Here is an 18371-nt window from a genome sequence, read left to right as displayed (position 1 = left end):
AAAACGGTTCAGGCCGCGGGGGCGGCGGGGGCTGCGATCGGCAGGCCCACCAGGCGCTGCAGCTCGTCGAGCGTGAGGCCCTCGACCGCGTCGATCAGGCGCAGGCCCTGGGGCGTGCACTCGAGCGTGGCGAGGTCGCTGTAGATGCGCTTGACGCAGGCGATGCCGGTGAGCGGGTAGCTGCATTGCGCCACCACCTTGCTCGCGCCCTGCTTGGTGAGCAGGTCCATCATCACCCAGGTCTGCTTGGCGCCGATGGCCAGGTCCATGGCGCCGCCCACCGCGGGAATGCTGCCGGGCTCGCCGGTGCTCCAGTTGGCCAGGTCGCCCGTGGCCGAGACCTGGAAGGCGCCGAGCACGCAGATGTCCAGGTGGCCGCCGCGCATCATGCCGAAGCTGTCGGCGTGGTGGAAAAACGCGCCGCCGGGCAGCAGCGTGACGGGCTGCTTGCCCGCGTTGATCAGGTCGTAGTCCTCATGGCCCGCGGCGGGGGCGGGGCCCATGCCGAGGATGCCGTTCTCGCTGTGCAGGATCACCTCGCGCCCGGCGGGGATGTGGTTGGCCACCAGCGTGGGCTGGCCGATGCCCAGGTTCACATAGGCGCCGTCGTGGATGTCTTGCGCGACGCGCTTCGCGAGCTCGTCTTTGGTGCGGCGGGTGTAGGGGCGAGCCGTCGCCGGGCCGCCCCAAGACGGCTCAGCCCCCTCGGGGGGCAGCGACCCGCGCAGCGGCGGAGCGTGGGGGTTGTCGTTTTTCATGCGGCCTCCTTGAAGCCGCCGGCCTGCGTGGCGACGCGCGGAATCTGCACCACCGCGCTCACATGGATGCCGGGGGTGACGATGGTTTCGGGGTCGAGCGCGCCGAGCTCGGCGATCTCGAACACGCTGGCCACGGTGCGCTTGGCCGCGGTGGCCATCACCGGGCCGAAGTTGCGCGCGGCCTTGCGGTAGGTGAGGTTGCCCCAGCGGTCGCCGCGCTCGGCCTTGATCAGCGCCACGTCGCCGTGAATGGGGTACTCGAGCACATAGGGCCGGCCGTTGATGATCCGGGTTTCCTTGGGGCTGCCGTCGGCGTTCTTTGCCAGTTCGGTGCCGTAGCCCGTGGGCGTGAAGAACGCGCCCACGCCCGCGCCCGCGGCGCGCAGCCGCTCGGCCAGGTTGCCTTGGGGCACCAGTTCGAGCTCGAGCTGGCCGCTGCGGTAGAGGCCGTCGAACACGTGGCTGTCGGCCTGGCGCGGAAAGCTGCAGATGATCTTGCGCACGCGGCCGGTCTTGAGCAGGGCGGCCAGGCCGTGGTCGCCGTTGCCGGCGTTGTTGTTCACCACGGTCAGCTCGCGCGCGCCCTGTTCGATCAGGCCGTCGATGAGTTCGTTGGGAATGCCCGCGGTGCCGAAGCCGCCGATCAGCACGGTGGCGCCGTCGCGCACGCCCTGCAGGGCTTCGGCCACCGAGGTGGCGATCTTGTTGATCAAGGGGGTCTCCGGGTGGGGATGTGTTCTAATGACGAACACTTGTTCGATTGACGAATCATTCTAAGCGCCGCGCCCCGACCATGGCAACCCACGCCCACCGCGCCCCCGACGCGCCCACGCCCGGTGACGGCTATGTGCAGTCGTTCGCGCGCGGGCTCGAGGTGATCCGCTCGTTCAACGCCGAGGCCCCCGAGCAGACGCTGTCGGAGGTGGCGGCGCGCAGCGGCCTCACGCGCGCGGGGGCGCGGCGCATCCTGCTCACGCTGCAGGCGCTGGGTTATGTGGAGAGCGACGGCAAGCTCTACCGGCTCACGCCGCGCATCCTCGACCTGGGCTTTGCCTACCTCACGTCCATGCCGATCTGGAACCTGGCCGAGCCGGTGATGGAGCGGCTCTCGGACAGCGTGGGCGAGAGCTGTTCGGCCGCGGTGCTCGACGGCGCCGACATCGTCTACGTGCTGCGCGTGCACACGCACAAGATCGTGGCGCTCAACCTCAACGTGGGCACGCGGCTGCCCGCCTGGTGCACCTCGCTGGGCCGGGTGCTGCTCGCGGGGCTCGACGACACGGCGGTGAAGGCGCGGCTGAAGGCAAGCGCGATCCAGGCCAACACGCGCCACACCGAAACCGATCCGGGCGAGCTGCTGGCGCGCGTGCAGCAGGTGCGCCGCCAGGGCTGGGCGCTGGTGAACCAGGAGCTCGAAGAGGGTCTGATCTCGATCGCCGCGCCGGTGCGCAGCCGCACGGGGCAGGTGGTGGCCGCGCTCAACGTCTCGGGCCAGGCCAACCGCACCAACGCCACGGTGATGAAGGAGCAGCTGCTGCCGCGGCTGCGCGAGGCGGCGGACGAGGTGTCGGCCTTGCTGGCGAGGACGGGGCGGCGCTGAGGGCCCGCGCCCGGCTCACCGCGTCCCCAACACCCCCCGCGGCGCACACCCGAACTGCTTGGCGAACATCTTGCCGAAGGCCGATGCGCTGGCGTAGCCGAGCTGGTCGGCCAGTTGCCCCACGTTCAGCCCCTGGTCGGCCAGCGCGAAGGCGCGCATCAGCCGCAGCTGCTGGCGCCAGCGGTGCAGGCTGAGCCCGGTTTCCTGCGGGAACAGGCGGATCACGCTGCGTTCGGACAGGCCCACGCGCCGCCCGAGCTCGGCGATCGGCTCGGTGTTTCCCGGGTCGGCGATCAGCAGCCGGCACAGGCGCGCCAGGCGCTTGTCGGTGGGCAGCCTCAGCGACAGCGGCCGGCGCTCGAGCCGGCCCACCTCGTCGACGATCAGGTCCATCACCCGGCCCTCGGGGCTGTAGAGCCCGTAGGCCGGCGGGATCGACATGGCCCGCAGGATCAGCTCGCGCAGCAGCGGCGTCACCGCGAGCACGTGGCAGTCCTCGTCCTGCCCGGGCACGGTGCCGGTCCAGAAGTAGAGCGTGCGCATTTCCACCGCCGTGTCCATGCGGATCTCGTGCTCCACCTGCGCGGGCATCCACATGGCGTGGCTGGGCGGGATGGTCCAGAGCACGCCCTGGGCGCGGATGGTCATGACGCCCTGGGTCGCGTAGATGAGCTGGTCGCGGTCGTGGCGGTGGGCGGCAATGACCACGCCCGCGGGATCGGAGCGCGCGAGCGCGGCCACCGGGCGCGGCGCGCGGTTGGCGGCCTGGGCGTTCGGGTGGGGGCTGGCGGGCGCGGCCCGGGGCGCGCGATCGGAGGTTGGCGGTTCTGGACGCATATCTGGCGGTCTTGATTGTGCCGGCCATCGCGCGGCCCCCGAAGATCGCGCCATGCACAACCGACCGACGCAGATCCTCCTCAACATCGGGCACGCGCTCGACCACCTGATGCTGCTGATCTTCGCCACCGCGGTCACCCGCATCGCGGCCGATTTCGGGCTCGCGCGCTGGGAAGACCTCATGCCCTATGGCGTGGCGGCGTTCTTCTTCTTCGGCGTGGGCTCGCTGCCCGCGGGCAAGCTGGGCGACCAGTGGGGCCGGCGCAAGATGATGCTGGTGTTCTTCTTCGGCATGGGCCTGGCGTCGCTGCTGGTGGCGGCCACGCAGACGCCGCTGCAGATGGCGTTTGCGCTCGCGCTGCTCGGGGCCTTCGCGTCCATCTACCACCCGGTGGGCATTCCCATGCTGGTGCAGGGCGCGCCGCGGCCGGGCTGGACCATCGGTGTCAACGGCCTCGCGGGCAACCTCGGCGTGGCCGGGGCGGCCGTGGCCACGGGCTTTCTCATGCAGTACGCGGGCTGGCGCACGGCCTTCGTGGTGCCGGGCCTGGTGTGCCTGGCGTGCGGCCTGCTGTTTGCGCTGCACGGCACGCGCGAAGCCGCCGCGCCCGCCGCGAAGAAAAAGGCCGCAGGCCACGCGCCCGACGGCGTGTCGCTGGCGCGGCTGTTCCTGGTGATGACCATGGCCGCCACCAGCGGCAGCCTGCTGTTCAACCTGTCCACCAACGCGAACTTCGAGCTGCTCACCGACCGGCTGCACGGCATCGCGCAAGACCCCGCGCGCATCGGCGTGCTGCTGGCGGCCGTGTACACCGCGGCCTCGGTCACGCAGCTCGTGGTGGGCTACCTGATCGACCGCCACGCGCTCAAGACGCTCTACATGGGCGTGATCGCGATCCAGGCGCTGCTGCTGGTGCTGGCCACCACGCTCAGCGGCTGGGCGTTCCTGGCCATCCAGTTCCTGTTCATGGCGGCCATCTTCGGCGCCATCCCGTTCACCGACGCGCTGATCGTGCGCTACGTGGACGACGCCATGCGCTCGCGCGTGGCGGGCATGCGGCTCGCGGTGTCGCTGGGGGCGAGTTCGGTGGCGGTGTGGCTGATCGGGCCGGTGGTGAAGAACGCGGGCTTCACCGCGCTGCTGGGCGTGATGGCCGCGACCTCGGTGGTCACGCTGCTGGTGCTCACGCAGTTGCCGGGTGCGCCCGTTCAGGGGGCGGCCGCGCACCAGCGGTAGACCCCGCCCTGCCAGCGCTGCGCGAAGCCCGCGGGGCAGTCGCCCGCGGCGATCGGCAGCACGAGATCTTTCAGGCCCTGGGCGCGCGCGTAATCGCCCCAGGCGGCGGCCTGGGCGGGCAGGGCGCGCACGGCGGTGTAGCGCGCACGCCACTGCGCGTGGAAGGCCGGCGCCCACATGGCGGCAGCGCCCTGTTTCCAGTCGACCCAGACCGGGTGCCGGGTGCGCCAGAAGAACGACTCGAAGCTTCTGTCCAGCGGCACCAGGAACACGCGGCCCGCGGGCGCGGCCCGCACCGCCGCCACGAGCGCGTCGAGGTCGCGCGTCTGGGCCGTCACCGGCACCTTGGGCGGGCGATGGTAGGCCGCATGCAGGTGTGTGGCGGCGGTGATCAGCACGAGCAGCGCGAGCGCCAGCGTGCGCGCGGCCTCGCCGCGCCGCCACAGCCACAGGAACACGGGCAGGGCCAGCCAGCGCAGCGTGTGCAGCGCGCCGCCGGCCTGGCTCCAGAGGTCGAAGCCCAGCATGGCGAGCGCGAGCGCGGCCACGGCCCAGGGCGCGACGCGATGCAGCGCCGCGTGCGCGCTCCAGCGCGCCTGGCCCATCGGCACCGCCAGGCCCAGGCCCGCCACGGCGAGCAGCAACTCGGCCGGCTCGCGCACGCCGTCGAGCAGGCCCAGCAGCACCAGCAGGCCGAGCACCGCGCGCGCCGGTTCGCGCGCCTGCGCAGCCAGCGCCGTGCCAGCGGCCAGCATCAGCACCACCGAGAAGAACTGGATCAGGCCGTCGATGCGCAGCAGGTGCAGGTTGAACACCAGCCGGTGCGGCCAGGCGTAGGGCAGCACCAGGCCCACGGCGAAGACGGCCAGCGGGGCCAGCAGCGCGGTGCGCCAGAAACGCGGCGCGGGCAGCACCGCGGTGGCCAGCCAGCCACCCGCCAGCAGCAGGCCGAACTGCGCCGCCTTGCGGCGGTCGATCGCTTCGGCCAGGAAGTGGTCGGGGTAGTAGAGGCGGATGTAGGCGAGGTAGTCGAAGTCCACCACGGCGCCGTGCAGGGTCTGCCCGATCGCGAGCAGCACCGGCGTGGCCGCCAGCAGCCAGCCCGCGGCCAGGCGCGCCACGGGCGCGGGGCGCCAGGCCTCGGCGCCGGCCTGCCACCACAGCGCGGCCAGCACCGCCAGCAGCCAGAGGCCCACGAAGGCGTTGATGGCGAAGCAGATGCCCGCACACAGCCCCGCCAGCAGCCAGCGGCGCGACTGCATCGCCAGCAGCGCGCCCAGCAGCGGGCCCCAGGTCATCTCGGAGTGCGAGAAGTAGCCGATGAACAGGCCGTGGTCGCCGATGGGGGACGAGCCCGATATCCAGGGGCTGCACACCGTGGCCAGCAGCGCCAGCGCGGCCAGGCGCGGCGTGCCCAGCAGGCGCGCCTGCCACAGCGCCAGCGCCACCACGGCCGCGGCGCGCGACAGCGCGTGGGCGAGGTGGACATCGCGCTCCAGCGTGTCGGGCGAGGTCAGCCGCTGCATGAGCATCCACACGCCCGATCGGAAGTGGCGCAGCGACTGCGTGAAGGCGTCGTTCGCGAGTTCGGGCGCGTCGAACCAACGCAGCGCGAGCGGGATGTGGAAGACGTTGTTGCCGATGCCGAAGGTGAAGCCCGTGAACACCAGCGAGAGCGCCAGGGCCCCGAGGGCCGCGGCCCAGAGCAGGGGGGCGCGGGCTGCGCCGGGCGTGGGCGGGGGGGCGAGGGGGCCGGCGGCGTCGGTGCGCGTTGCGCTCATGTCGGAACCTGTTCTGTCCGCGGCTGAAGGCGCCCGGCGGCGCGCGAAATGCTATCACGCACCCCCCTCTGAAAAACTGATTTCCGCGCGCCGGGTTGCGGCGCGGGGCGGGCCTTGCACACACTCGGCCGCCTCGACAGACCACAACAGGAGACAAGCACGTGAGCGCCACACTCGGATGGATCGGCCTCGGCCGCATGGGCGAAGCCATGGTGAAGAAACTGCTGCAGGCCGGGCACACCGTGCAGGTGTGGAACCGCACCCGCAGCAAGGCCGAGCCGCTGGCCGAATACGGCGCGACCGTGGTGAACAGCAAGCTCGATCTCGCGGGCTGCGACACCGTCTTCACCATGGTGTCCACCACCGACGACCTGAAAGAAGTGCTGTTCGGTGACGGCGGTGTGCTCACCGGCGCCACCCGGCCCAAGACCGTGATCGACAGCTCGTCGATCTCGCAGGAAGGCTCGGCCGAGATCCGCGAGCGGCTCGAGGCCATGGGCGTGAACTACCTGTGCGCGCCCGTGTCGGGCAACGCCAAGGTGGCCAAGGCCGGCAAGCTGCTGCTGGTGGCCTCCGGCCCCAAGGCCCTGTACGACGCCAACGAGCCCTACCTCGCCGCCATGTCGCGCAAGGCCATGTGGGTGGGCGAGGGCGAGCTGGCCCGGGTCTGGAAGATCGCGCACAACACCATGTTCGGCGTGATCATCCAGAGCCTGTGCGAGATCACCGTGCTGGCCGAGAAGGCCGGCATCCCGCGCCACGTGTTCCTCGAGAGCATCAACGACTCGGTGCTGGGCAGCATGTACACGCGCTACAAGACGCCGGTGCTGACCAACCTGACTTTCGAGCAGGTGACCTTCACGCCCAAGCTGCTGCTCAAAGACATGGACCTGGGCCTGGGCGCGGGCAAGGCGCACGGCGTGCCCATGCCCTCGGCCGCGGCCACGCGCGAGAGCATCGCGCGCATGGTGGGCCGGGGCCACGACGACGTGGACTTCGCGATCCTGCTGCAGGAGACCGCGGCCGACGCGGGCCTGACGATCGCGCCGCTCAACGTGGCGGTCGGCGACGGCCTGAGCAGCTGAGGCGGGGCCGGCCATGGCAGCGCGTGCACAGCGCACCCTGATCCGCGGCGCCAGCATCGTCACCATGGACGCGCAGGGCGACCTGCCCGTGGGCGACCTGCTGGTGGCCGGCGACACCATCGAGGCCATCGCGCCGCAGCTCCACGTCGACGACGCGCAGGTGGTCGACGCCAGCGGCTGCATCCTGGTGCCGGGCTTCATCAACGCCCACATGCACACCTGGCAGACCGCGCTGCGCGGCGTGGCCGCCAACTGGACCCTGCTGCAGTACTTCAAGAACATGCACGCGGGCCTGGCCACGGTGTTCGCGCCCGAAGACCTGCACATCGCGACCCTGGTGGGCGCGCTCAACCAGCTCAACTGCGGCACCACCACGCTGGTGGACTGGTGCCACAACAACCCCACGCCCGCGCACAACGACGCGGCGGTGGACGCGCTGCTGCAATCGGGCATTCGCGCGGCCTTCTTCCACGGCACGCCCAAGCCCGACCCCAAGCCCGGCCAGACGCCGTTCTGGGAGGTGCCGCACCCGCGCGCCGAGGTCGAGCGGCTGCTCAAGGCCCACCAGGGCCGGCCGCTGCTGCAGATCCACGCCGCGGTGCTGGGCCCGCACTACAGCACGCTCGACGTGGCGGTGCACGACTTCCGCATGGCGCAGGAGCTGGGGCTGATCGCCTCGCTGCACCAGGGCGGCGGGCCGGCGCGCACGCCCGATGGCTGGGAACGCCTGGAGGCCCTGGGCCTGCTGGGCGAGCAGATCAACATCGTGCACGGCCACGCGCTCACCGACGAACAGCTCAAGCGCTTCTGCGACCTGGGCATGAGCTTCTCGGCCGCGGCCGAGAGCGAGATGTCGCAGGGCCATGGCCACCCGCTCACCGGGCGGCTGCGCGGCTTCGGGCGCGCGCCCTCGCTGGGCGTGGACCTGGAGAGCGTGATGAGCGGCGACATGATCAGCCAGGCCCGCATCGCGCTGGGCATCCAGCGCAGCCTGGACAACGTGGCGCACCGCGCGGCGCACGGCACCATCCCCGACACGTCCACCATCACCACGCGCGAGGCCCTGGCCTGGGTCACGGTGGAGGGCGCGCGCATGCTGCGCCAGCTCGACCGCCTCGGCACCCTGGCCCCGGGCAAGCAGGCCGACCTGGTGCTGATCCGCGCCGACGATCTCAACATGCAGCCGGTGCACGACCCCGTGAGCGCGGTGGTGTTCCAGGCCACGCTGGCCAACATCGACAGCGTCATGGTGGCCGGCGAATGGCGCAAGCGCGACGGCCGCCTGCTGGGCGTGGACCTGCCGCCGCTGCTGGCCGCGCTGCGCGCCTCCGGACAAAAAATCACGCAGGCCATGGGCCTGACTTGACCCACTCCCGCCGCGCTGCGCGCGACCCCCTCAAGGGGGCGGCACCCGCGGCGCGGCAAAGCCGGTTCCCCGGTGCCACCGGATCGCGCCGCTGGCGGCGCAGTCGGGTGGCCTGTTTCAACCATCAGGAGACAAGCAGATGAAGAAATCGTGGAACAGGATCTGGTTGCTCGCCGCCATCGGCGCGCTGGCGGCCGGTTCGGCCTGGGCGCAGAGCGGCAACAAGCCCATCACCTTCCTGGTGCCCTTCACCGCGGGCAGCGGCACCGACATCGTGGCGCGGCTGGTGGCCGAGACCATGCAGCGCAACATGGGCCAGACCATCGTGGTGGAGAACCGCCCCGGCGCGGGCGGCAGCATCGCCTCGGCCCAGGTGGCGCGCGCCGAGGCCGATGGCCACCTGGTGCTGATCCCCTCGTCCAGCCACGCCGTCAACCCGGCCGTGTACCCCAGCCTGCCCTACGACACGCTGCGCGACCTCACGGGCGTGACCGCGCTGGCGGCGCTGCCCAACGTGATGGTCACGTCCGCCGGCAAGGGCTACAAGAGCGTGGCCGACGCGGTGGCCGCCGCCAAGGCCAAGCCGGGCCAGCTCAACTACGCCTCGGCCGGCGTGGGCAGCGCCACCCACCTCAACGCCGAGAAGTTCCGGCTGCAGGCCGGCATCGAAGCCACGCACGTGCCCTACCGCGGCACGCCCGAGGCCCTGGCCGACGTGATGGGCGAGCGCGTGGACTGGTTCTTCTCGCCGCTGTCCTCGGCGCTGCCGCTGATCCGCGACGGCAAGGTGGTGCCGCTGGCCGTGAGCACGGCCACGCGCCACGCCGCCTTGCCCAACGTGCCCACCACGGTCGAGGCCGGCGTGCCGGGCTCGGACTTCGTGTTCTGGGTCGGCATGGTGGTGAGCGCGAAGACGCCGCCGGCCATCGTCGAGCGGCTGCACGCCGAAGCCACCAAGGCCCTGGCCGACCCCGCCGTGGTCGAGCGCCTGGGTCGCCAGGGGGCCGTGCCCTATCCCATGAGCACGGCCGAATTCAACCAGTTCATCCGCACCGAGATGGACGCTGCCGCCCGCATCGCGCGCGCGGCCAACCTCAAACCGCAATGAGCCAAAGCATCCACGTCATCGGCGTCGGCAAGATGGGCCTGCCCATGGCCCGCCACCTGCTCGCCGCCGGCCACGCCGTGTCGGTCGAAGACCCCTCGGCCGAGCGCCTGGCCCTGGCCCGCGAGGCCGGCCTCGCCGTGGCCGACGGCCTCGCGCAGGCCGCGGTGGTGGTTTCGTCGCTGCCGCACGATGGCGCGCTGCTTGCCGTGGCCGAGCGCGTGGCCGCGAACGCGGCCCGCGGCGCCGCCTGGATCGACACCAGCACCGTCTCGCCCGCGGCCTCGGCGCGCACGGCCGAGGCCTGCGAGCGCGCCGGCGTGATGCACCTGCGCTGCACCGTCTCGGGCAACAACCACATGGCCGATGCGGCCCAGCTCACGGTGATGGCCTCGGGCCCGCGCGCCTTGCACGAGCGGCTGCTGCCGCTGCTGCGCTGCTGGGGCCCGAACCACTTCTGGCTCGGCGAGGCCGAGCAGGCCCGGCTCATGAAGCTGGTGGTCAACCTCATGATCGCGCAGACCAGCGCCATGCTGGCCGAGGCGCTCACGCTGGGCCAGAAGGGCGGCCTCGCCTGGCAGGACCTGTGGCAGGTGATCGGCGCCAGCGCCGTGGCCTCACCCATCGTGAAGGCCAAGAGCGTGCAGCTTTCGCAGAACGACTACACGCCCACCTTCACCGTGGGCCAGATGAACAAGGACATCGACCTCATCCTCGCCGAGGGCGCGCGGCTGCAGGTGCCGCTCACGCAGACCGCGGCCACGCGCCAGCTCATGGCCTCGGCGCAGGCGCAGGGCGACGCCGAACTCGATTACGCGGCCATCATCCGCGTGCTGCAGCGGGCCTCGGGCCTGGCGGTGTGAAGCCGCGGGAGAATCGGACCATGCGTTCCTTCGTTTACCAGGGTCTTCCGTCGCGCGTGGTGTTCGGCGCGGGCGCGCTCGCGCAACTGCCGCAGGCCATCGCGGCCATGGGCGCGCAGCGCGCGCTGGTGCTGTGCACGCCCGAGCAGCGCGCCAGCGCCGAGCGCGTGGCGCAACTGCTCGGCGAGCGCGCCGCGGGCATCTTCGACCGCGCCGTCATGCACGTGCCGATCGAGACCGCGCGCGAGGCGCGCGAGGTGGCGCGCCAGCTCGGCGCCGACTGCGCCGTGGCCATCGGCGGCGGCTCCACCACCGGTCTGGGCAAGGCCATCGCACTGGACTCGGGCCTGCCCATCCTGGCCATTCCCACCACCTACGCGGGCTCCGAGATGACGCCGATCTACGGCATCACCGAGGCCGGCCTCAAGAAGACCGGCAAGGACCTGAAGGTGCTGCCGCAAAGCGTGCTCTACGACCCCGAGCTCACGCTCACGCTGCCCGTGGGGCTGAGCGTGACCAGCGGGCTCAACGCCATCGCGCACGCGGCCGAGGGCCTGTACTCGGCCGAGGGCAACCCGGTGATCGACCTGATGGCCGAAGAGGGCATCGCCGCCATCGGCCGCGCGCTGCCCGGCATCCGCGCCAACCCGGCCGACCTCGAGGCGCGCGGCGACGCGCTGTACGGCGCCTGGCTGTGCGGCATCGTGCTGGGCTCGGTGGGCATGGCGCTGCACCACAAGCTCTGCCACACGCTGGGCGGCAGCTTCAACCTGCCGCACGCCGAAACCCACACCGTGGTGCTGCCGCACGCGCTGGCCTACAACGCGGCCGCCGCGCCGCAGGCCATGGCACGCATCGCGCGCGCGCTCGGCCGCGGCCCGGCCGAAGCCCCGCAGGCGGTGTACGACCTGGCGCGCGACAACGGCGCACCGGTGGCGCTGCGCGACATCGGCATGAAAGCCGAAGACCTCGACCGCGCCTGCTCGATCGCGATGCAGAACCAGTACCCGAACCCGCGCCCGCTGGAGGCCGGTCCGCTGCGCGAGCTGTTGCAGGCGGCGTGGGAAGGCGCGCGGCCGGCAGCCTGAGGCCCGAGGCGCCGCGCGTTCAGCCCGCGGTGCCGCCTTCTCCCGGGGCGGTGTCGCCCTCGGGCAGCCGGCGCGCCAGCACCTTGTCGATGGTGCGCCCGTCCATGTCCACGATCTCCAGTCGCCAGCCCTCCCACACCGCGTGGTCGCCCTCGCGCGGCAGCCGGCCGGTGAGCAGCATGAGCATGCCGCTGAGCGTGTGGTAGCGGCCGCGTTCTTCGTCGGGCACGCGGTCGAGCGCGAGCCGGTCCTTGAGCTCGGGCACGGGGATGTGGCCGTCGAGCAGCCAGGAGCCGTCCTCGCGCTGCATGGCCCATGAGGTCTCGGGGTCGCGCGGCTGGAATTCGCCGGTGATGGCCTCGATCAGGTCCTGCAGCGTCACGATGCCCTGCACCTCGCCGTACTCGTCGATCACGAAGGCCATCTGCACGTCCGAGAGGCGGAAGTTGTCGAGCAGCTCCATGCCCGTGATGGTCTCGGGCACGTACAGCGGTGGCTGCAGCGGCTGCTGGTCGAGCGCGCGGTTCTCGCCGCGCAGGGCCTGCGTGAGCCACAGGCGCGCGTTGAGCACGCCCTGCAGTTCGCCCAGGTCGCCCTTGACCACGGGGAAGCGCGAATGGCGGCTGCTTTCCACCCGGGCCATGTTCACCTCGAAGGACTCTTCGAGATCGAGCACCACCACGTCGCTGCGCGGCACCATGAGCGAGCCGATCTGGCGGTCGTCGAGGCGGAACACGTTGCGCACCATGGCGTGTTCGTGCGATTCGATCACGCCCGCGCTCGTGCCCTCGGCGAGCATGGCGTGGATCTCTTCCTCGGTCACGGCGGCGGCGCTGTTTTCCTTCACGCCCAGCAGGCGCAGCAGCGCGCGCGTGGACACCGACAGCAGCAGCACGAAGGGCTTGGTGGCCTTGGCCAGCCAGTCGATCGGGCGCGCCACCAGGCGCGCGAAGGTTTCGGGGTGGGTCTGGCCCAGGCGCTTGGGCACCAGCTCGCCCACCACGATGGAGAAGTAGGTGATGACCACCACCACCAGCGCGGTGGCGCCGATCTGGCTCGCCTGCACCGGCGCACCCAGCGATTGCAGCCACAGCGCCAGCGGCCCGGCGAGCGCGGCCTCGCCGACGATGCCGTTGAGCACGCCGATCGAGGTGATGCCGATCTGGATGGTGGAGAGGAAACGGTTCGGGTCTTCGCCGAGCTTTAGGGCCGCGGCGGCCGCGCCGTCGCCCTCGTCGATGAGCTTTTGCAGGCGCGCCTTGCGCGCGGTCACGAGCGCCAATTCGGACATGGCGAAGACGCCATTGAGAAGAATCAGCGCGATCAGTAAGGCAATTTCCATGGTGGGGGAGGGTGGTGGAGAAATCAGAGGGGCGCGAGCACGCCGGTGGCGAGCAGCAGCAGCACCAGGGCGCCCAGCGCGATGCGGTACAGCACGAAGGGCCGATAGCCGCGCGTGGACACGAGCTTCAAAAACCAGACGATGACGGCGTAGCCGACGCCGAAGGCGATCAGCGTGGCCAGGGCCGTGGGCCCGGCGGCGATGGGCGTGGCCGTGCCGGCGCTGCGCACCAGCTGGTACAGGCCCGAGGCCGCCACCGCCGGCAGCGCCAGCAGGAACGAATAGCGCGCCGCCGCCTCGCGCGTGTAGCCCATGAGCAGGCCTGCGGTGATGGTGCCGCCCGAGCGCGACACGCCGGGGATCAGCGCCATGGCCTGCGCGAAGCCGAACACCAGGCCATGCCCCCAGCCGAGCTCGCGCAGCGTGCGCGTCTGCGGGGCGCGTCGGTCGGCCCAGCCCAGCAGCAGGCCGAACACGATGAGCATCGTGGCGGTGATGGCGAGGTGGCGCAGCGAGGTCTCGATGGCGTCCTTGAACAGCAGCCCCAGCCCCGCGATGGGCAGCGTGCCGACCAGGATCAGCCAGCCCATGCGCGCATCGGGGTCGCGGCGCAGCGCGGGCTGCGTGATCGAGCCCCACCAGCGCACCAGGATGCGCGCGATGTCGTGGCGGAAGTACACCAGCACCGCGGCCTCGGTGCCGAGCTGGGTGATGGCGGTGAAGGCCGCGCCGGGGTCGGTGCCCGAAGGCAGCAGCGGGCCGAGGATGCGCAGGTGCGCGCTGGAGGACACCGGCAGGAACTCGGTGAGTCCCTGGACGATGCCCAGGATCGCGGCTTCCAGCCACGGCAACCAGGTGTCCATGAGGGGTGAGGGCAAGGGGCACGGCCACGCGGGCCGGTGCCGGGCCGCCAGCGACGCCCGGTGGGGCGCTGCGGGGCTGGCGGGGCGGGGGTGAAGCGCTTCAGGCGCGCCGCGGCGGGCGGAACGGCGCTTCGAGCACCGGCGCCGGCAGCACGCCGGCGTGCCACTGCGGCTGCAGCGGCGTGAGCACGTGCGCGAACGCCAGGGTGGCGGGGCGCTGGAGCGTGTCGGGCAGGTCGGGGAGCTCGTCGGCGAGCGCGTGCTCCAGGTCGGCCAGGCCCTTGGTGCTCGGGGCCGACACATCGTGCGCGGGCGCGGCCAGCGAGGCCGCGGCGGGCGTGTCGACGGGGTGGGAGGGGATGGCGAAGCCGATCACGCCCCAGAGGAAGTGAACGGCAAACAGCGCGATGAGCCAGCGGCGCATAAGGCCCGCATTCTACGGAAGACGCCCGGACGGGGCCTGGCCCGGGGGCATCAGGTGGCGTGCACCGCCGGGGCCGCGGCGCCGCTGGCCGGCGGCGCGAGCACGTGGCGGGCCATGGCCTGCGCGAGCTCGGCCTCGCCGAGGAACACCGTGTCCACGCCCTCGGCCATCAGGCGCTCGGCCTCGTCTTCGTTGTGCGAGCGCACCACGATGCGGATCTCGGGGTTGAGCGTGCGCGCGGTCTCGATCATCTGGTGCAGCGAGAGCGTGTCCTGCGCGGCCACCACCAGCATGCGCGCGTTCGCGATGTGCGCCTGGATCAGCACCTCGGGCTCGCCCGCGTTGCCCCAGACCGCGGCCATGCCGCGCGCGCGCAGGCCTTCCACGATGTCGCGGTTCTGGTCGGCCACCACGAAGGGCTGGCCCACGGCGCGCAGCGCATCGGCGATGCGCCGGCCCACGCGGCCGTAACCCACCAGCACCACCTGGCGCGAGAGGTACTTGGCCTCGGTGCTGCGCGGCAGCTCGGCCAGCGGGTCGTCGCGCGCCTCGAGCCGGCGCACCAGCAGCGAGTGCGCCCGCAGCAGCTCGCGCAGGGGCCCGATGGCCTTGAACAGCAGCGGGTTGAGCGCGATGGAAATGAGCGCGCCCGCGAGCACCAGGCTGTGGCCTTCGTCGGGCATGAGGCCGAGCTGCGCGCCCAGGCCCACGAGGATGAACGAGAACTCGCCGATCTGCGCCAGGCTGGCCGAGACCGTGAGCGCGGTGTTGAGCGGGTAGCGCAGCGCCAGCACCAGGGCCGCGGCCGCGAGCGACTTGCCCACGATGATGATGGCCACCACGCCCAGCACGTGCACCGGCTCGTTCACCAGCACGTAGGGGTCGAACAGCATGCCCACCGACACGAAGAACAGCACCGCGAAAGCGTCGCGCAGCGGCAGCGATTCCTGCGCCGCGCGGTGGCTGAACTCGGACTCGCGCAGCACCATGCCCGCGAAGAAGGCGCCGAGCGCGAACGACACGCCGAACAGCTCGGCCGAGGCGAAGGCGATGCCCACGGCCGCCGCCACCACGCACAGCGTGAACAGCTCGCGCGAGCCGGTGTGCGTGACCTGCCACAGCACCCAGGGGAAGAACTTGCGGCCGATCAGCAGCATCACGGCCACGAAGCCGCCCACGCGCAGCAGCGTGAGGCCCAGCGTGCTCCAGACCGATTCGGCGCCCGCCCCGTTGTCGGGCGCCACGCCGCCCAGGAAGCCCGCGAGCGGGGGCAGCAGCACCAGCACCAGCACCATGGCCAGGTCTTCGACCACCAGCCAGCCCACCGCGATGCGCCCCGTCATCGAGCCCAGGATGCCCAGGCTTTCGAGCGCGCGCAGCAGCACCACCGTGCTCGCCACCGAGAGCGAAATGCCCAGCACCACCGCGGGGCCGAGGTCCCAACCCCACCACAGCGCCATGCCCATGCCCATGAGCGTGGCCACCAGCATCTGCACCACCGCGCCGGGCAGCGCGATCTTGCGCACCGAGAGCAGGTCGTCGAGCGAGAAATGCAGGCCCACGCCGAACATCAGCAGCATCACGCCGATCTCGGCGAGCTCCGCCGCGATGCCGGCATCGGCCACGAAGCCGGGCGTGTGGGGGCCGATGATCACGCCCGCGAGCAGGTAACCCACGAGCGCGGGCAGCCGCACCTTGGTGCAGAGAAAGCCCAGGACCAGCGCCAGGCCGAGACCGGCGGCGATCGTGTTGATGAGCGTGAGCTGGCCGTGCATGCGGTCAGTGTCGCGCAAAAGTCATGCCGGCTGGGGGCCGTGGGCCTTGAAGACCTCCAGAAAACGTTTGAGGCGCGCGGGCTGGAAGCGCGCGTACGGGTACACCAGGTGCACCGGCAACGGCGCGGCGGCCCAGCCCGGGGCCAGGTGCAGCAGCCGGCCGTCGCGCAACTCGTCGCTCACCAGCCAGGCCGAGACCACGGCCGCGCCCAGGCCTTCGAGCGCGGCGCTGCGCAGCGCGTAGAGGCTGTCGGTGCTCAGGCGCGGGCGGATGGCGATGGTCTGCGCCGGGCCGCCGCCCACGGGGCTGAGCACCACGTCGTCGCGGTAGAAGGTTTGCAGCGCGAGCCAGGGCAGGGCGCGCAGCGCCTCGGGCGTGCGCGGCACGGGCCGGCCGCCCAGCAGGGCGGGCGAGCCGATCACGATGCGCGGCAGCTCGTAGAGCGGCAGCGCCACCAGCTTGGGGTCGCTGATCTCGCCGACCTGCACCGCGCAGTCGATGCCCTCGGCCACGAAATCGGGGTGGCGGTCGCTGAGCAGCCATTCCACGCGCACGCCGGGGTGGGCGCGCAGGTAGCGCGCCAGCGGCGCCACGAGCTGCGTTTGACCGAGTGCGTGCGGCACCAGCACCTTGAGCGTGCCGCTGGCCGCGCTGCGCGGGCCGCGCAGCGATTCCTGCAGCGCCTCCCATTCGTCGATCAGCGCGCGCGCCATGGCCAGGCAGCGCTCGCCATCGGGCGTGAGCGTGATCGCATGGGTGCTTCGGTGCAGCAGCCGCACGCCGAAGTGGCGCTCGAGCGCCTGCAGCCGGCGGCTCACCGTGGGTTGGGTGGTGTCCAGGCGCTGCGCTGCGGCCGACAGGCTGCCGCTTTCCACGATGCGCACGAAGGTCTGCAGCAGTTCGAGCCGGTCGCCGGCGAGAGGGCTTTCTTTCATGCGTTGGGCGTATGAGGATTGTTCGTGCCGCAGTCTATCCGCGCCCGATGTCCAGGGGAACAATCGCGCCCATCGTTCAAATCTGGTTGCTCATCCCATGTCTTCCATTCCTGTCACGCATGCCATCGACGCGTCCCCCGCGCCCGCGGCCGCGCCACCGCTCGCGCTCACCCTGTTGCTGGCCACCGGCGCCGGCGTCAGCGTGGCCTCGCTCTACTACAGCCAGCCCATGCTGCCCGCCATGGCCAGCGGCCTGCACGCGGGCGAGGGCGCGATCGGCGCCGTGCCCATGCTGACGCAGCTCGGCTACGCGCTGGGCATCCTGCTGCTCGCGCCGCTCGGCGACCGCCACGACCGCCGACAGGTGATGCTGGTGAAGGCGGTGCTCCTGGCCCTGAGCCTGCTCGCGAGCGCGCTGGCACCCGGCATCGGCTGGCTGCTCGTGGCCAGCCTGTGCGTGGGCCTCACGGCCACGCTCGCGCAGGACTTCGTGCCCGCGGCCGTGTCGCTGGCGCCGCCCGAGCACCGCGGCAAGGCCGTGGGCACGGTGATGACGGGGCTGCTGCTGGGCATCCTGCTCTCGCGCGTGGTGGCCGGCGCGGTCTCGGCGGCCGCGGGCTGGCGCACGCTGTTCTTCGTGTCGGCCGCGGCCTTGCTGTTGCTGGCGCTCGCGGTGCGTGCCTGGGTGCCGGCCTTCGCGCCCACCACGCGGCTGGGCTACCGCGCGCTGCTCGGCTCGATGGTGGGCCTGTGGCGCGCCCACCCCGTGCTGCGCCGAGCGGCCGTCGCACAAGGCCTGCTGGCGCTGGGATTCAGCGCCTTCTGGTCGACGCTGGCGGTGATGCTGCACCACCAGTTCGGCCTGGGCAGCGGCGTGGCCGGCGCCTTCGGCCTCGCGGGAGCCGCGGGCGCACTCGCCGCCCCCATCGCGGGCCGGCTCTCGGACCGCCGCGGCCCGCGGCGGGTGGCCATCCTGGGCGCTGCCATCGCGGCCCTGGCCTATGCGGCCATGGCCGGCATGGCGCTGCTGCCGGTGGCCGGGCAGCTCGCGCTGCTGGTGGTGGCGGCAATCGGCTTCGACTTTGGCGTGCAGGCCGCGCTGATCGCGCACCAGAGCACCATCTACGGCCTCGACCCGGCCGCACGCAGCCGCCTCAACGCGCTGCTGTTCACCGGCATGTTCATCGGCATGTCCGGCGGCGCGCTGATCGGCACGCTCGCGCTCGCGCAGTGGGGCTGGCTGTCGATCGCCGCGATCGGCGCGCTGAGTTCGGCGGCGGCGGCGGTGTGGCGCTGGCGGGGGTGAGGCCG

Annotated in this window: 17 protein-coding genes; 8 read left to right on the top strand and 9 right to left on the bottom strand. The window is 72.1% G+C overall.

From position 1 onward, the window contains the following. Nucleotides 1-8: 8 nt before the first annotated feature. Together WDZ95_RS11930 and WDZ95_RS11925 are read right to left on the bottom strand one after the other, a co-directional pair. A complete protein-coding gene (locus WDZ95_RS11930; protein ID WP_425778653.1) occupies nucleotides 9-758 on the bottom strand; it encodes a 3-oxoacid CoA-transferase subunit B in 750 nt (249 codons plus the stop codon). Then, a complete protein-coding gene (locus WDZ95_RS11925) occupies nucleotides 755-1471 on the bottom strand; it encodes a 3-oxoacid CoA-transferase subunit A (protein ID WP_425778651.1) in 717 nt (238 codons plus the stop codon). The genes WDZ95_RS11930 and WDZ95_RS11925 overlap by 4 nt, the downstream gene beginning before the upstream one ends. An 80-nt stretch (nucleotides 1472-1551) precedes the next feature. Here WDZ95_RS11925 and WDZ95_RS11920 point away from each other — a divergent pair, with 80 nt between their 5' ends. Next, nucleotides 1552-2358 carry an IclR family transcriptional regulator gene (locus WDZ95_RS11920; protein ID WP_425778649.1) on the top strand — a complete coding sequence of 269 codons (807 nt, stop codon included), beginning with the start codon at nucleotides 1552-1554 and terminating at the stop codon, nucleotides 2356-2358. 15 nt (nucleotides 2359-2373) lie between these two features. Here WDZ95_RS11920 and WDZ95_RS11915 read toward each other — a convergent pair whose 3' ends face one another. After that, nucleotides 2374-3195 carry an AraC family transcriptional regulator gene (locus WDZ95_RS11915; protein WP_425778647.1) on the bottom strand — a complete coding sequence of 274 codons (822 nt, stop codon included), beginning with the start codon at nucleotides 3193-3195 and terminating at the stop codon, nucleotides 2374-2376. Nucleotides 3196-3247: 52 nt separating this feature from the next. On the opposite strand from WDZ95_RS11915, the gene WDZ95_RS11910 reads away from it, so the two are divergent. Then, nucleotides 3248-4432: an MFS transporter gene (locus WDZ95_RS11910; RefSeq protein ID WP_425778645.1), complete on the top strand. Its 1185-nt coding sequence runs from the start codon at nucleotides 3248-3250 to the stop codon at nucleotides 4430-4432. Here WDZ95_RS11910 and WDZ95_RS11905 read toward each other — a convergent pair. Continuing rightward, the gene (locus WDZ95_RS11905; RefSeq protein ID WP_425778643.1) at nucleotides 4405-6213 is read right to left on the bottom strand and encodes a hypothetical protein; all 1809 of its coding nucleotides are present in this window, start codon (nucleotides 6211-6213) and stop codon (nucleotides 4405-4407) included. The genes WDZ95_RS11910 and WDZ95_RS11905 overlap by 28 nt on opposite strands. Before the next feature lie 95 nt (nucleotides 6214-6308). Here WDZ95_RS11905 and WDZ95_RS11900 point away from each other — a divergent pair, with 95 nt between their 5' ends. The 5 genes from WDZ95_RS11900 to WDZ95_RS11880 all read left to right on the top strand — a co-directional run bounded on the left by WDZ95_RS11900 (nucleotide 6309) and on the right by WDZ95_RS11880 (nucleotide 11720). Then, nucleotides 6309-7298, top strand: coding sequence for an NAD(P)-dependent oxidoreductase (locus tag WDZ95_RS11900; protein ID WP_425778641.1), 990 nt, complete (start codon nucleotides 6309-6311; stop codon nucleotides 7296-7298). A 13-nt stretch (nucleotides 7299-7311) separates the two neighbouring features. Then, nucleotides 7312-8664: an amidohydrolase family protein gene (locus tag WDZ95_RS11895; RefSeq protein WP_425778639.1), complete on the top strand. Its 1353-nt coding sequence runs from the start codon at nucleotides 7312-7314 to the stop codon at nucleotides 8662-8664. Between the two features lie 139 nt (nucleotides 8665-8803). After that, on the top strand, nucleotides 8804-9772 hold the full coding sequence (locus WDZ95_RS11890) for a tripartite tricarboxylate transporter substrate binding protein (RefSeq protein ID WP_425778637.1): 969 nt from the start codon (nucleotides 8804-8806) through the stop codon (nucleotides 9770-9772). Further along, nucleotides 9769-10632, top strand: coding sequence for an NAD(P)-dependent oxidoreductase (locus WDZ95_RS11885; protein ID WP_425778635.1), 864 nt, complete (start codon nucleotides 9769-9771; stop codon nucleotides 10630-10632). Before WDZ95_RS11890 ends, WDZ95_RS11885 begins: the two co-directional genes overlap by 4 nt. A 20-nt stretch (nucleotides 10633-10652) precedes the next feature. Further along, nucleotides 10653-11720, top strand: a complete 1068-nt coding sequence (locus WDZ95_RS11880; protein ID WP_425778633.1) for a maleylacetate reductase — start codon at nucleotides 10653-10655, stop codon at nucleotides 11718-11720. 19 nt (nucleotides 11721-11739) lie between these two features. On the opposite strand, the gene WDZ95_RS11875 is transcribed toward WDZ95_RS11880, so the two are convergent. From WDZ95_RS11875 to WDZ95_RS11855, 5 genes are all read right to left on the bottom strand, one after another. Then, nucleotides 11740-13062 (bottom strand): hemolysin family protein, encoded by a 1323-nt coding sequence (locus WDZ95_RS11875; protein WP_425778631.1) that lies wholly within the window; start codon nucleotides 13060-13062, stop codon nucleotides 11740-11742. A 23-nt stretch (nucleotides 13063-13085) separates the two neighbouring features. Further along, a complete protein-coding gene (locus WDZ95_RS11870) occupies nucleotides 13086-13925 on the bottom strand; it encodes an undecaprenyl-diphosphate phosphatase (RefSeq protein WP_425778629.1) in 840 nt (279 codons plus the stop codon). 100 nt (nucleotides 13926-14025) lie between these two features. Beyond that, nucleotides 14026-14349, bottom strand: a complete 324-nt coding sequence (locus tag WDZ95_RS11865; protein ID WP_425778627.1) for a hypothetical protein — start codon at nucleotides 14347-14349, stop codon at nucleotides 14026-14028. 50 nt (nucleotides 14350-14399) lie between these two features. Then, on the bottom strand, nucleotides 14400-16124 hold the full coding sequence (gene ybaL, locus WDZ95_RS11860; protein WP_425778625.1) for a YbaL family putative K(+) efflux transporter: 1725 nt from the start codon (nucleotides 16122-16124) through the stop codon (nucleotides 14400-14402). Nucleotides 16125-16145: 21 nt separating this feature from the next. Then, nucleotides 16146-17060, bottom strand: coding sequence for a LysR family transcriptional regulator (locus WDZ95_RS11855; protein WP_425778623.1), 915 nt, complete (start codon nucleotides 17058-17060; stop codon nucleotides 16146-16148). 97 nt (nucleotides 17061-17157) lie between these two features. Here WDZ95_RS11855 and WDZ95_RS11850 point away from each other — a divergent pair, with 97 nt between their 5' ends. After that, a complete protein-coding gene (locus WDZ95_RS11850) occupies nucleotides 17158-18366 on the top strand; it encodes an MFS transporter (RefSeq protein ID WP_425778621.1) in 1209 nt (402 codons plus the stop codon). Nucleotides 18367-18371 lie beyond the last annotated feature (5 nt).

The organism is Hydrogenophaga sp. T2, from assembly GCF_049843535.1.
Classification (GTDB): domain Bacteria; phylum Pseudomonadota; class Gammaproteobacteria; order Burkholderiales; family Burkholderiaceae_C; genus Hydrogenophaga; species Hydrogenophaga crocea.
The sequence above is the reverse complement of the archived record's forward strand: the minus strand, read 5'-3'. Positions and strand labels throughout refer to the sequence as shown.